Below are 14013 nucleotides of genomic sequence, written 5' to 3' on the forward strand. Positions count from 1 at the left end.
TGGCTTTGGCTTTGGCTTTGGCTTTGGCTTTGGCTTTGGCTTTGGCTTTGGCTTTGGCTTTGGCTTTGGCTTTGGCTTTGGCTTTAGTTCTTGATCTTGATCTTGATCTTCCCGTCCCCCAGGAGGCCGAATGGAACCTGCGCGTAGTGGGGTGGAGGGCCATGGATGGCCCGTAAAGCGCCGACGGGCAGGGATGCCCGTTCGGCGTGGCCCCACGGAGCGTGGGTGGAATGAGGGGACCCGTAGCGAAGCGTAGGGCCGGATGATGGACGGGAGCGGTTTTGCTTACTTTTTCCAAGAAAAAAGTAAGCCGCTGTAAGAGCGGAAGGGGCCCTTGCTGGCTGCATCCATGCTGGATAGGCCTGCGCTTGCCGATGTTACAGAGCCTATTGCTGACCCAGGCGCGTTGCTACCTTCGCGGGGCAAGGCCCGCTCCTACAGGTCGTCCATGACCCTCCGCCCCGCTACCCGGGCGGGGCGTCCTATGCCAGATTCACCGTGCCCACCGGCCGACGCGACATCAAACTCACCACCACAAAACTCACCAACCCGATCGCCAGGCTGTAGTAGATCGGCGTATTGGCATCCATCCCATCCTTGAACATGAACACCAGCGCCGTCACGAACCCCAGCCCCATGCTGGTGATTGCCCCGGCCGTGGTTGCACGCTTCCAGTAGATCGCCCCGATCAACGGCACCAGCATGCCGCCCACCAGCAGGTTGTACGCCAGGGTCAATGCACTGATCACATCCACTACCACCAGCGCGATCCCCAGCACCGCAATACCCGTAAGCAAGGTAAACAACCGGTTGATGCCAAGGCTCGACTGCTTGCCGCCACGCAGCTTGGGCAGCAGGTCTTCGGTCAGCACCGTGGAGGCAGCCAGCAAGCCGGCACTGGCGGTGGACATCATCGCCGCCAGGGCCGCGGCAATCACCAGCCCACGGATGCCGTCGGGCAACGCTGACTTCACGATCGCCGCAAACGCATTGTTGGCATTGCCCAGGTCAGGCAGCAGCACATGCGCACACATGCCGATCAGGGCACACACCAGGCCGTAGATCACGCAGTACACACCGGCCGTGGTACCGGCCCGTTGGGCGACTTTTTCGTCACGGGCAGTGAACACGCGCTGCCAGATGTCCTGGCCGATCAGGATGCCGAAGAAGTAGATCAGGAAGTAGGTGATGATGGTGTCCCAACCGATGGTGGTCAGGTTGAAGCTGGCAGCCGGCAGCTTGGCCACCAATTCGTCCCAGCCGCCCACCCGGTACAGGCAGATCGGCAGCAGGATGAACATCAGGCCCACGGTCTTGATCACGAACTGCACAATGTCGGTCAGGGTCAGCGACCACATGCCGCCAATGGTCGAGTAGACCACCACCACGCCACCACCGAGCAGGATGGCGCCCCAGAACGGCAGGTCGAACAGCACCTGCAGCACGGTGCCGATGGCCAGGGTAGAGGTCACGGCGATCATCAGGGCGTAGGCCAGCATGATCACGGCGCTGGCCTGGCGGGCCATGGGGTTGTAGCGCTTTTCCAGCACCTGGGTCACGGTGAAGATGCGCAGGCGCAGCAGCGGCTTGGCCAGGAACAGGTTCAGGGCAATGATGCCCAGGCCCAGCGCGGCGCACAGCCAGAAGCCGGAAATGCCGTGCACATAGCCCAGCTTCACGGTGCCGACGGTAGAGGCGCCGCCCAGCACGGTGGCGGCCATGGTGCCCATGTACAGGCTCGGGCCCAGGTTGCGCCCGGCCACCAGGTAGTCTTCGTGGGTCTTCGCGCGGCGCATGCCGAACCAGCCCAGTACCAGCATGCCGGCGGCGTATATCAGTACAACGAATATGTCCAAGGCCATGGGGTGTCTCCGATTATCTTTATTATGGTGAGATCGATCGCCGGTGGCGTGCGCCAGGCGTCATTCATCCGCAAGCGGGCCGCGTGTACGGCCCGCCGAAAGGCTCCATCCGGGGGTGAAACTCCAGGCCGATGGCCGTTAGCGATGCGCTACGCCAGGCAGAACACACAACATTTCGTACAACAGGTTGGCGCCGAGCAACGAGGTGTTGCCGGTGGTGTCGTAGGGCGGCGAGACCTCCACCAGATCGCAACCGATCAGGTCCAGCCCCTGGCAGCCACGGATGATCTCCATCGCCTGGATGGTGGTCAGGCCACCGATTTCCGGGGTGCCGGTGCCCGGTGCCCAGGCCGGATCGATGCCGTCGATGTCGAAGCTCAGGTAAACCGGACCACCACCGACCTTTTCACGCACTTCGGCCATCAGCGGCTCCAGCGACTTGTGCCAGCACTCCTCGGCCTGCACCACGCGAAAGCCCTGCTTGCGGCTCCAGTTGAAGTCTTCGGCGGTGTAGCCCTGGGCGCGCAGGCCGATCTGCACCACGCGGTCGCAGTCCAGCAGGCCTTCTTCGACGGCGCGACGGAAGGTGGTGCCGTGGGCGATCTTCTCGCCGAACATGTGATCGTTGACGTCGGCATGGGCATCGATGTGCACCAGCCCGACCTTGCCGTGCTTCTTGTGGATCGCGCGCAGGATCGGCAGGGTGATGGTGTGGTCGCCGCCCAGGGTCATGGGGATCACGTCGTGCTCGAGGATCTCGTCGTAGGCCTCTTCGATGATGCGCACCGCGTCGAGCAGGTTGAAGGTGTTGATTGCCACGTCGCCGATGTCGGCGACCGACAGCGAGTCGAACGGGGCGGCGCCGGTGGCCATGTTGTACGGGCGGATCATCACGGATTCGGCACGGATCTGGCGCGGGCCGAAGCGGGTGCCGGAACGCAGCGAGGTGCCGATGTCCAGCGGGATGCCGATGAAGGCAGCGTCCAGGCCGGCGGCGCTGGGCAGGTGGGGAAGACGCAGCATGGTGGCGATGCCGCCGAAACGCGGCATTTCGTTGCCGCCCAGTGGTTGGTGAAGAATCTTGTCCACGGTCGGGCCTCACGGTTTGGATTGTTCTAGTTGTTGGAACCTGTCCGGCCACCCTGCGAACAGGTGCAGCAATGCGCGAGGACAGGTGCATTGGCGCAGAGTCTGCAAAAGGTAGTGCGCCAAGAGAATCGCTACAGGCAAATACTTACTTCAGGTTTTCATGAACTAATGGCGATCAGCGGGTAGACTGGCGCGTATTCGTTGCCCTGTTGGAGCCCTTGCCATGGCCTCGGCCCTGCCTGATCTGAAATTGCTGCGCATCTTCGTCAGCGTGGTACGCCACCAGGGCTTCGCCAATGCCCAGCGCGAGCTGAACCTGTCCACATCCGCCATCAGTACCTACATGAGCCAGCTTGAGTCGGCGCTGGGTATCGTGCTGTGCCACCGTGGGCGCGGCGGCTTCAGCCTCACCAGCAAGGGCGAGCTGTTCCATCAGGAGACCCTGCGCCTGCTGGCCGAAATGGACGGTTTCGAGCAGTACGCGGCGGCGCTCAAGGGCGAGCTGCGCGGCACCCTGAACCTGGGGGTGATCGACTCCACGGTCGGCGATCGCGCATTGCCGCTGGCCGACGCCATCGGTGCCTATAGCCTCGAACACCCGGCCGTGCACCTGCACCTGTCGGTGTCCAGCCCCTACGAACTGCAACTGGGGGTGCAGGACAACCGCCTGGACCTGGCCATCGGCGCTTTCTCCACGCGCATGAGCGGGCTGGTGTATCAGCCGTTGTACCGCGAGCAGCATTGGCTGTACTGCAGCAACCGGCATTCGCTGTTCACCGAGCGGCGCATTCCCGAACAGGTGATCACCCAGCAGCGCATGGTCGGTCGCGGCTACTGGAGCCAGGCCGAACTGGCCCGCCACGGCTTCAAGCACAGCGCCGCCACGGTCGAGAGCATGGAGGCACAGCTGATCCTGGTACTGTCGGGGGCCTACATCGGCTACCTGCCTGAACACTATGCCCAGGCCTGGGTGGACAAGGGCGACCTGCGGGTGCTGTCGCCGGCGACCTTCGGCTATCAGGCGCCGTTCTCGCTGATCATTCGCCGGGGTCGCAGCCGCGAACCCTTGATCCAGACCTTTCGCGACCGCCTCAAGGCGCAGCTCACGCCAGCCTGATCGGATGCGCATGAAAATCTTTTGCGCAAATAGAAGAAAAATCCTTCAGACAAGCCCTACAAGCCCGTAAATGCTCTGCTAAACCTGTTCTTGCTTGTTGAAAATTCCCAACATCTTCCAAGCAGGGATCGCCGAGATGCGTACGAATCTGCCCGTCACTGAGCATGAAAGAACCTTCCCGAGCGATCAGCGCCTGATATCCACCACCGACCTCAACAGCCGCATCACCTACTGCAACGACGCCTTCGTCAGCATCAGCGGTTTTACCTACGACGAACTGGTGGGCCAGCCCCATAACCTTGTACGCCACCCGGACATGCCGCCCGCGGTGTTCGGGCACATGTGGGACACCCTCAAGCAAGGCAAGCCCTGGATGGGGGTGGTCAAGAACCGCGCGAAGAACGGCGATTTCTACTGGGTCAGTGCCTACGTGACGGCCATCTACGAGGATGGCCGTATCAGTGGCTACGAGTCGGTGCGCTCGGTGCCCACCCCGGACCAGATCCGTCGAGCCACGGCGTTGTATGCACGCTTGCGCCAGGGCCGGGGCGCCATGTCCTGGGCCGCGCGTGCAGCGGTGCAACTGGAGCTGGGCTGGCCGCTGGTAGGGGCGGCGCTGCTGTCGGCCGCCGGCTACCTGTGGCTGCCCCAGTACGCGGCGCTGGGCGTGTTGATGGCCAGCCTGCTCAGTGCCTGGTACCTGATCGAGGCCCATCACGACCGGATGATCCGGCGTACCCTGGCCGAGCACCCCAGGGCCTTCACCAGCCCGCTGGTAGCGCTGACCTACAGTGACAACCGGGGCCTGCAGGGGCAGTTGGACCTGGCGATCATCAGTGAGGAAGCGCGCCTGCAGACCGCGCTCACGCGGCTGGTGGACGCCGGCGTCGGGGTCAAGGCACGGGCCACGCAATCGAGCGACCTGTCCGGGGCCCAGGCGCAGATGCTCGACCGCCAGCGCTGCGAGACCGACCAGTCGGCGGCCGCCATTGCGCAGATGGCGGCGACCATCCAGCAGGTCACCCACAACGTGCAGGACACCGCCACGGCGGCGTCCGATGCCGACCAGTTGGCCCGCCAGGGCAGCGACCTGGCACAACGAAGCCTGCAGGCAATGGGCAGCATGGCCGATGCGGTGACCGAGATCGGCCAGGCGGTGAACGAACTGGCCGGGCAAACCCAGTCCATCGGCAGCGTGGTGGATGTGATCACCTCGATCGCCGAGCAGACCAACCTGCTGGCGCTCAATGCCGCCATCGAGGCGGCGCGGGCCGGCGAGCAGGGCCGCGGTTTTGCCGTGGTGGCCGACGAGGTGCGGTCGCTGGCGCAGCGCACGCGGGTCTCGACCGAGGAAATCCACCAGATCATCGCCAGCCTGCGTGCCGGGGCCGAGCGGGCGGTGAGCAGTGCCAGCCGCGGCGAGCAGATCTCGCGTGACAGCGTGCACAGTGTCGAGGCCGTGCAGACCGCGCTGGTGGGCATCAGCCAGGCGGTCAGCCGCATCACTGGCATGAGCCAGCAGATGGCCACGGCGTCGGAACAGCAGAGCCATGTGGCCGAAGACATCAACCAGCAGATCACGCGCATCGCCCAGCTGTGCGACCACAGCGCCGGGCAGGCCAAGCAGGGCGCCGAGATCAGCCAGGACCTGCAGCGCATGGCCGACTACCTGTACAGCCTGGCCGAACGCTTCAATCGCTGAATCCGCGCGTTTGACCCAGGGCGGTGCGGTATTTCGCGGGCCTGCTGTGGCACACTTCGCGCCCCAGGAGAACCCGATGTCCAGAATTCACTGCGAGCGCTGCTTGCGCCCACAAACCCATTGCCTTTGCGCGTTGATCCCCCGCCTGGATAGCCGCACCCGTGTACTGCTGCTGCAGCATCCCAGCGAAGTGAACCATGCCTTGAACACCGCCAGGCTGGCGGCGCTTGGCCTGCGCAATGCCGAGTTGCGGGTGGGCGAGGTGTTCGAGGATCTCGAGCAGTGGCTGACGCAGCCGGGGTATCGCACCGGCCTGTTGTTTCCGGGTGAGGGCGCGCAGGCGCTGCAGGCTTATGCTGGCGATGAGCGACCGTGGTTGCTGGTGGTGCCCGACGGCACCTGGCGCAAGGCGCGCAAGTTGCTGCATGTGAACCCTTTGCTGGCAACGTTGCCACGGGTCACGCTGGGGGCGTTGCAGCCGTCGCGCTACCGGTTGCGCAAGGCACCCGGGGAGGGCGCCTTGTCGACCATCGAGGCAGTGGCGCAGGCGTTGAACGTGCTGGAGGCGCCGGCGCTGTTCGATGCGCTGCTGCGGCCGTTCGATGCCCTGATCGAGGGGCAGATTGCGGCGATGGGGCAACAGACCTACGAGCGCAACCACCTGCGTTGATGGGCGCTAGCGCTCGCGCAACGCCTCGGTGCGTGCCTTGAGCACCGGCTTGAGCAGGTAATCCAGCACGCTCTTGTGCCCGGTGATGATGTCCACCGTGGCGGTCATGCCCGGGATGATCAGCAACGGTTTGTTGTCCCCGCCCAGGTGGTTCTTGTCGGTGCGCACCTGGATCAGGTAGAACGCGTTGCCCTTGTCGTCCGTCACCGTGTCGGCGCCGATCAGCTCCAGCTTGGCCTTCAGGCCACCATAGATCGTGTAGTCGTACGCACTGAACTTGACCATCGCGGTCTGCCCGGGGTGTAGAAAGGCCACATCCTGGGGGCGCACCTTGGCCTCGATCAGCAGGTTGTCTTCCAGCGGCACGATCTCCAGCAGGTCGCTGCCCGGCTGCACCACACCGCCAATGGTGTTGACCTTGAGCAGCTTGATGATGCCGTGCACCGGCGACACCACGGTGGTGCGGGTGACGCGGTCGTCGATGGCGATGCTGGTGGCGGTGATCTTCGAAAGCTCGGTGCGCTTGTCGTTGAGTTCCTTGGCCGCCTCCGAGCGAAAGCCTGCCTCGGATTCCTCGATCTTGCTGCGGATCTCCGCCGCCGCCGCTTCGGCCCGCGGAATCGCCAGGCTGGTGGCGTTCAGCGAGCCGCGAGCCTCCACCGCGCTACGCTTGAGGCGCAGGATCTCCACCGGCGAAATCGCGCCGGTGCCCACCAGCGGCGTGGACATGTTCAGCTCTTGCTGCAGCAATGCCAGGCCCGAGCGGTACTGCTCCAGTTTGGAGCGAAACTCGGCCAGCTCCTGGGTTTTCTGCCGCAGTTGCTCGTTGAGCGTCTGTTTCTCGCTGGTGAGGCGGCGCTGGCGCGACTGGTACAGCGACAGTTCGTCCTCGGCCACCTGCGGGGCCTTGCTGCGTACCACCTCCGAAAGCTGGAAGGGGCGACCCTCGGCCTCGGCGGACAGGCGCTCGACCTGCGCGGTCAGGGCATAGCGGTCGGCTTCGCTTTCGCCCTTGTTCGACAGAAAGCGCGTGTCGTCCAGGCGCAGCAGGGTGTCGCCCTTGTTTACCATCTGCCCCTCGCGCACGAAGATCTCGGTGACGATGCCGCCCTCCAGGTTCTGGATCACCTGCACCTTGCTCGACGGGATGGCCTTGCCTTCGCCCATGGTGACTTCATCGAGCACCGCGAATTTGGCCCACACCAGTGCCACCAGCAGCAAGCCTGCCGCCAGCCACACGGTGATGCGCGACAGGCGGGGCGAGTCCTGCAGCGTCGCGCCGGCCAGGTCTGGCATGTACTCGCGTTCGGCAGTCTTGCCGAAGCTGCGGATGTAATCGCCCAGGCCGGACAATGCAGACATGCTGATACCCCTCAGAGTGCAGAGCCGACACGGCCCTTGCGCAGTGCGTCGATGACCGCGTCCTTGGGCCCGTCGGCCACCACCTTGCCGTTGTCCAGCACCACCAGGCGGTCGACCAGGCTGAGCATCGAGGTGCGGTGGGTGACCAGCAGCAGGGTCTTGCCCTGCACCCAGCCGTGCAGGCGCTGGCGCAGCTGGTCTTCGCTGCTGTTGTCCATATGGCTGGTGGGTTCGTCGAGGATCAGGATCGGCGGTTCCAGCAGCATCGCGCGGGCCAGCAGCACGGTCTGGCGCTGGCCGCCGGAGAGCAGCATGCCGCGCTCGCCCACCGGCCGCTCGAAGCCTTGCGGGTGCTGGCGGGCCAGTTCGCTCACGCCGGTCATCTCGGCCACTTCGAGCATGCGCGCATCGCTGACGTAGCGTGCGCCCAGGGTCAGGTTGTCGCGCAGGCTGCCGGCTAGCAGCGGCAGGTCATGGGCCACGTAGCCGAGCTGCTGGCGCAGGTCGGCGATGTCGAGCTGGCGCAGGTCGAGGTTGTCGAGCAGGATCTGCCCCTCTTCGGGTTCGTAGAAGCCCATCAGCAGGCGTGCCAGGGTGCTCTTGCCCGAGCCGCTGCGACCGATGATGCCGATGCGCTCGCCCGGCTTGACCGTGAAGCTCACGTTGTCCAGCGCTGCGGCGTTCTGCCCGTTGTAGCGGAAGGTCACCTGGCTGACCTGCAGCGCGCCGTGCAACTGGGTGCGCTCCAGGGTCTGCTGGCCGGCAGGGCGTTCCTGGGGCAGGGCCATCAGCGCGTCGGTGCTGTGCATGGTCAGCTGGGCCTGCTGGTAGCGGGTGATCAGCCCGGCGATCTGGCCCAATGGTGCGAGCACGCGGCTGCCGAGCATGTAGCTGGCCACCAGGGCACCCACGCTGAGGTTGCCGGCAATGATGCTGTACACCCCGGCGACGATGGTGGCCATGCCGCACAGCTGCTGGATGAACAGGGTGCCGTTGGTGGCCAGTGCCGAAAGGTTGCGCGCCTGTACGTCGAGGCGGGTGAGTGCGCCGTGGGTGCTTTCCCACTGGTGCTGGCGCTCGCTTTCGGCCCCGCAGGCCTTGAGGGTTTCCAGGCCACCCAGGGTCTCGATCAGCAGCGCCTGGCGCAGCGCGCCCAGGCTCAGGCTTTTTTCCACGGTATCGCGCAGGCGTGCCTGGATGAACAGCGCAAAGGCGATGGTGATCGGAAAGGCCACCAGCGGAATCACCACCAGCCAGCCGCCCAGCAGGCCGATCACCAGCAGCATCAGCACCACGAAGGGCAGGTCGATGACGCTGGTCAGGGTCACCGCCGTGAGGAATTCGCGCAGGCCCTGGAAGTCGTGGATGCTCTGGGCGAAGCCGCCGATGGTGGCCGGGCGGGCCTTCATCGACATGCCCGTGATGCGCTCGAACAGGGTGGCCGACAGGATCAGGTCGGTCTTCTTGCCGGCCTGGTCCAGCAGGTGCGCACGCACCACGCGCAGCACCAGCTCGAACAGGGTGCCGAGCATCAGGCCGATGACCAGCACCCACAGGGTGGAGGTGGCCTGGTTGGGCACCACCCGGTCGTAGGTCTGCATCACGAACAGCGGCACCATCAGGCCCAGCAGGTTGATCAGCAGGCTGGCCAGCAAGGCGTCGCTGTAGAGCCAGCGCGACTGCTTGAGGGTGTCACGGAACCAGGCGTTGACTCTGGGCAGCAGCGGTGTGCGCAGGTCTTCGACCTCGTGGCGCGGGCGTGCGAACAGGGCCTGACCGCTGTAGACGTCGGCCAGCTCCTGGCGGCTGACCCACTGCTCGCCGCCTTCGGCTTCACTGGGCAGTATCAGGGCCTGGTCGTTCTCCCCCCAGCGCCGCAGCACGGCGCTGCGGCCATCGGCAAGCAACAGCAGTACCGGCAGGTTGAGCGCCGAGATCGAGCCCAGCTCGCGGCGCAGTACCCGTGCCTGCAGGCCGGCCCGGGCCGCTGCGCGCGGCAGCAGGTCGAGGCTCATGCGCTGTTCGGCCAGCGGCAGGCCGGCACACAGGCTGCTGCGACTGACCGCAGCGCCGTGCAGCTTGCACAGTATCAGCAGCCCGTCGAGCAACGGGTCATCGAAGCTCTGGCGCGGGTCGGCGGTGCCGGCCGGCTGCATGCTGGTCATGGGCGGCTCCTCGGGCGGTCGAACGTGTTCAACGCAGGTCCGGCAGCGTGGCGTCGCTTCTGACTTCGCTGCGTGCAATGGCCTCCGGTGGCAGCGAGATCTTCTGTTTGCTCAGCAACTCGCCCATGTTGGCCAGCACCCGGTACATCGAGAACTCCTCGGTGTAGCGCACTTCGGTGTAGCGACGGTTGGCGTTGTACAGCTCGTTCTCGCTGTCGAGCAGGTCGAGCAGGGTGCGTTGGCCCAGGCCGAACTGATCCTGGTAGGCGGCGCGCACACGGGTGGTGGTGTCGGCGTATTCGCGTGCGGTCGGGGTTTGCAGGCGCGCGTTGGTCATGGCGTTCCACGACAGCGCGAGGTTTTCGTTGAGGGTGCGCAAGGCGTTGTTGCGGATGTCCATGGCCTGGTTGATCTTGTGCGCATCCGACTGCAGGCGGGCCTTGTCGCTGCCGCCCTTGAACAGGTTGTAGCTCATCACCACGCCGGCTCGCCAATCGCTGTTGGCATGCCCGGGTTCACCGGCGATGTTGTTGTTGGCGCCGGTGGCGAGCTCTGCATCCAGGCGCGGGTAGAACGGCGACTTGGCCACTTCGTACTGTTGCTCGGCGGCCTGGATGTCGGCCTGGGCCGACTTGAGGTAGGGGTTGTTCTGCAGCATGGCCTGGCGCGCCTGGGTCAGGTCGCCGGGCATCTCGCCCTTGATCGACACCGGGGTTTCCAGCTCGTCGGGGGCACGCCCGACCACGCTGATGAAGTTGGCTTCGGCATCGGCCAGGTCGACCTGGGCGGTGTACAGGTTGTTGTCGGCCAGCGCCCGGCGTGCGGTGGACTGGTCGAGGTCGGCATTGCTGCCCACGCCGCGCTCGCTGCGCAAGCCGATCTGGTCGTTGACGCGCAGGTGTGCCTGCAGGTTGTTCTTGGCCAGGGTCACCAGCTCGCGGCGCTTGAGCACTTCCAGGTACACCTCGATGGCGCGCAGGGCGATGGTCTCGGAGGTGGCCTGCACGTAGTAGGCGCGTGAATTGACCACGGCCTCGGTGCGGCCCACTTCATTGGCGGTGTTGAAGCCGTCGAACAGCATCTGGCGCAGGCGCAGTTCGGACTGGGTGTAGTTCAGGGTTTCCTTGTTGTGATTGCGGCTGCCGTCGGCGTTGAAGCCGCGGGTGTTGGTGTTGTCTGAACGTTCGCGTCCGTAGCCGGCCACCAGGTCGACGGTGGGAAAGTAGCCCCCTCTGGCCACCTTCACATCCTCGTCGGCGGACAGCCGGCTATTGATCCCGGCCTTGTTCTCCGGGTGGTAGTCCACGGCGCTCTGCACGGCTTGTGACAAGGACATGGCCTGCGCGTTGGCACAGATCATGGCGAACAGAATCGCGCTGCTGATGGGGGTCAAAACGCGCATGGATGACATCTCCCTGATTTCTTGTGGTCTCTCGATCGCCAAAAAAATGACGAAAAATGGAGGTCAAACCGTTTCAGGCTTGTAACAACAGAGCTAAGAACATTTAACGGCCAACCTAAGAAGTATTTCTCATAACCGATATGCGAAAAAAAACTTATGCGCTGTGCTCAAAGCAAGACATTGTTCTCTTCAGATAGCTCGAAAACAGGCGCAGATGTTGGCCTGTCAGGGCGTCCGATAAAGTTCCTCGTTTTTTGCAGCATTGGGTATGGAGTGAGCGGAGGGGAGGTCAACGCGGCGAAATATGGCGACAAAATTTTGGCTCATGGCCGATTGCCAGATCGCAGCGTGACTTAACCGGAGCATGGGCAGGCCGAATGCATTGATTTCGTTGAGATCGGTGCGTGCGGTCGCAAGGTTGTTCTCCGAGTCGGCCGGGCATTGCCCGCGCCAGGTTTCGCGATACCCCGGCACGTGTTTGCGAAAACCTTCGGCAATGGAGGCATGCTCATGGCTAATTTAATCGGTGTGGTCAGCAAGGTTGTCGGCCAGGTATTCGCGGTAGCGGCCGATGGCGGTCGACGTGCCCTGGTGGAAGGCGACCGCCTTTATGCCGGGGAACAACTGGAAACCGGCGCGGCCGGGGCAGTGGCGGTGCACCTGGAAAACGGTGCCGAGCTGACCCTGGGCCGTGACAGCAGCCTGCAGCTGTCTCCCGACCTGCTGGCCAACCATGCCTCGCACGTGAACGCGCCCGAGACGGTGACGCCCAGCCAGGCACAACTGACCGATGTGGAGAAACTGCAGCAGGCCATTGCGGCGGGTGCCGACCCCAGCCAGGAGGGCGAAGCTCCGGCGGCGGGCCCCGGCAACGGCGGTTCGCCAAGCGCATTGGGCGGCGGCCATTCGTTCGTGCAGCTCACCGAGGTGGGAGGGCACCTGGACCCGGTGATCGGCTTTCCGACGGCGGGTTTCAACAGCATCCCCGAGATTCCCGAACCCTGGATTGGCGCGCGGGGTGGTGACCAGGGCCCTGGCGGTTTCGTGCCGCCGGTGATCCCGCCGGTTGAGCCGCCCATCGACCACCCGGTGACACTGGACGGGCTGGAGGTGAATGGCGGTGAACTGACCGTGTACGAGAAGAACCTGGCCGATGGCTCAAGCCCCGATAATGGCGCGCTGACCCAGAGTGGCAGCTTTACCGTGCATGCCCCCGATGGCCTGCACACGCTTACCGTCGGGGGCATCAACGTGGTGATCGGCGGGGTGGTCAGTGGTTTTCCGCAATCGATCACCACAGGGCTGGGCAATACCCTCACCATCACCGGCTACAACCCCGCCACAGGCGTGGTGAGCTACAGCTACACCTTGCTCGACAACGAAGCTCATCCCGCTGGCCAGGGCATCAACAACATCGGTGAGAGCTTCAGCGTGGTGGCCATCGACAGCGATGGCAGCAAGGCCACCGGCAGCCTGGACGTGAACATTGTCGATGACGTGCCGCAGGCCAGGCCCGACAGCGCCTCGGTAGTCGAAGGCGGTACCGTCACCGGCAACGTGCTGCACAATGACAGCCTGGGCGCCGATCGCCCGCCGGTCGAGCACACGGTGGTCGGTGTGCGGGCCGGCTCCGATACCTCGACATCGGCCATCGGCTCGCTGGGCGTGAACATTGCGGGTACCTACGGCACGCTGGTGCTCAACGCCAACGGCGAGGCGGTGTACAAGGCCGACCCCAACGCCGTGCCGCCAGCGGGCGCGACCGATGTGTTCACCTACACCATCCGCGACGCGGACGGCGATGAAAGCACCACGACCATCACCATCAACGTCACCGACAGCAAGCTCGTCGCCTGCCCGGACAGCGTCACGGTGTATGAAAAGGCCCTGGACCTGGTCCAGGACCCGCAAGACCTTGCGCCGGGCACGGTGGTGGGCAGCAACCCGGGCTCGGCGGGCGAGACCGCGATCGGAACGCTGGCCGGCTCGGTCGGTGGTGGCTCCGGCGCGCTGACCTTCACGCTGGTGGGCAGCAGCACCGGCGCCTACGGGCAGATCCAGATCAATGCCGACGGCAGCTACAAGTACACCCTGACGTCCGCGCCGCAAGTGGGCGGTGGCAACGACGGGGCCAATGTGGTCACCTCCGAAACCTTCACCTACAAGGCTACCGACGCGCTGGGCAACAGCGTCACCAGCACCATCGTGATCAAGATCGTGGACGATGTGCCACGGGCAGAGTCGGACAGCACCACGGTGGTGGAGGGCGGTACGGTCACCGGCAACGTATTGGACAACGACACGCTGGGTGCAGACGGCGCAGCCCAGGGCGGTGCGGTGGTGGGTGTGCGGGCAGGCGCCGACACCTCGACCTCGGCCATCGGTTCGCTGGGCGTGAGCATCGCCGGCACCTATGGCACGCTGATCCTGAATGCCAATGGCGAGGCGATCTACAAGGCCGACCCCAACTCGGTAGCGCCAACCGGCGCCAAGGACGTGTTCACCTACACCATCCGCGATGCGGACGGCGATGAAAGCACCACGACCATCACCATCAATGTCACCGACAGCAAGCTCGTCGCTTGCCCGGACGATGACATCAAGGTGTACGAGCGCGGGCTGGACCTGGTGCAGGACGCCTGGG

Annotated in this window: 9 protein-coding genes; 4 read left to right on the forward strand and 5 right to left on the reverse strand. The window is 64.7% G+C overall.

The annotated features are described in order from the left end of the window. Positions 1-482 precede the first annotated feature (482 nt). Together NJH59_RS25200 and speB are read right to left on the reverse strand one after the other, a co-directional pair. Entirely contained in the window at positions 483-1862 is a 1380-nt protein-coding gene (locus NJH59_RS25200) for a sodium:solute symporter (RefSeq protein ID WP_116053176.1), read from the reverse strand. 138 nt (positions 1863-2000) lie between these two features. Beyond that, the gene (gene speB / locus NJH59_RS25205; protein ID WP_043864136.1) at positions 2001-2951 is read right to left on the reverse strand and encodes an agmatinase; all 951 of its coding nucleotides are present in this window, start codon (positions 2949-2951) and stop codon (positions 2001-2003) included. Between the two features lie 223 nt (positions 2952-3174). Here speB and NJH59_RS25210 point away from each other — a divergent pair, with 223 nt between their 5' ends. The 3 genes from NJH59_RS25210 (at position 3175) to NJH59_RS25220 (ending at position 6440) form a co-directional block, all read left to right on the forward strand. After that, positions 3175-4068: a LysR family transcriptional regulator gene (locus NJH59_RS25210; protein ID WP_043864135.1), complete on the forward strand. Its 894-nt coding sequence runs from the start codon at positions 3175-3177 to the stop codon at positions 4066-4068. Between the two features lie 136 nt (positions 4069-4204). After that, the gene (locus NJH59_RS25215) at positions 4205-5770 is read left to right on the forward strand and encodes a PAS domain-containing methyl-accepting chemotaxis protein (RefSeq protein WP_043864134.1); all 1566 of its coding nucleotides are present in this window, start codon (positions 4205-4207) and stop codon (positions 5768-5770) included. A gap of 76 nt (positions 5771-5846) precedes the next feature. Then, a complete protein-coding gene (locus tag NJH59_RS25220) occupies positions 5847-6440 on the forward strand; it encodes a tRNA-uridine aminocarboxypropyltransferase (RefSeq protein ID WP_253087451.1) in 594 nt (197 codons plus the stop codon). Between the two features lie 6 nt (positions 6441-6446). Here NJH59_RS25220 and NJH59_RS25225 read toward each other — a convergent pair whose 3' ends face one another. From NJH59_RS25225 to NJH59_RS25235, 3 genes are read right to left on the reverse strand one after another with little or no spacing between them, the layout of a single operon-like run. Then, positions 6447-7802: an HlyD family type I secretion periplasmic adaptor subunit gene (locus NJH59_RS25225; RefSeq protein ID WP_043864132.1), complete on the reverse strand. Its 1356-nt coding sequence runs from the start codon at positions 7800-7802 to the stop codon at positions 6447-6449. Between the two features lie 11 nt (positions 7803-7813). Then, a complete protein-coding gene (locus NJH59_RS25230) occupies positions 7814-9967 on the reverse strand; it encodes a type I secretion system permease/ATPase (protein WP_253087452.1) in 2154 nt (717 codons plus the stop codon). A 28-nt stretch (positions 9968-9995) separates the two neighbouring features. After that, entirely contained in the window at positions 9996-11369 is a 1374-nt protein-coding gene (locus NJH59_RS25235) for a TolC family outer membrane protein (RefSeq protein WP_043864130.1), read from the reverse strand. A 510-nt stretch (positions 11370-11879) separates the two neighbouring features. On the opposite strand from NJH59_RS25235, the gene NJH59_RS25240 reads away from it, so the two are divergent. Beyond that, the coding region (locus NJH59_RS25240) for a retention module-containing protein (protein WP_253087453.1) at positions 11880-14013 on the forward strand (2134 nt) is incomplete at its 3' end.

Origin of the sequence: Pseudomonas sp. VE 267-6A (genome assembly GCF_024126555.1) — a bacterium.
Taxonomy (GTDB): Bacteria; Pseudomonadota; Gammaproteobacteria; order Pseudomonadales; family Pseudomonadaceae; genus Aquipseudomonas; species Aquipseudomonas palmensis.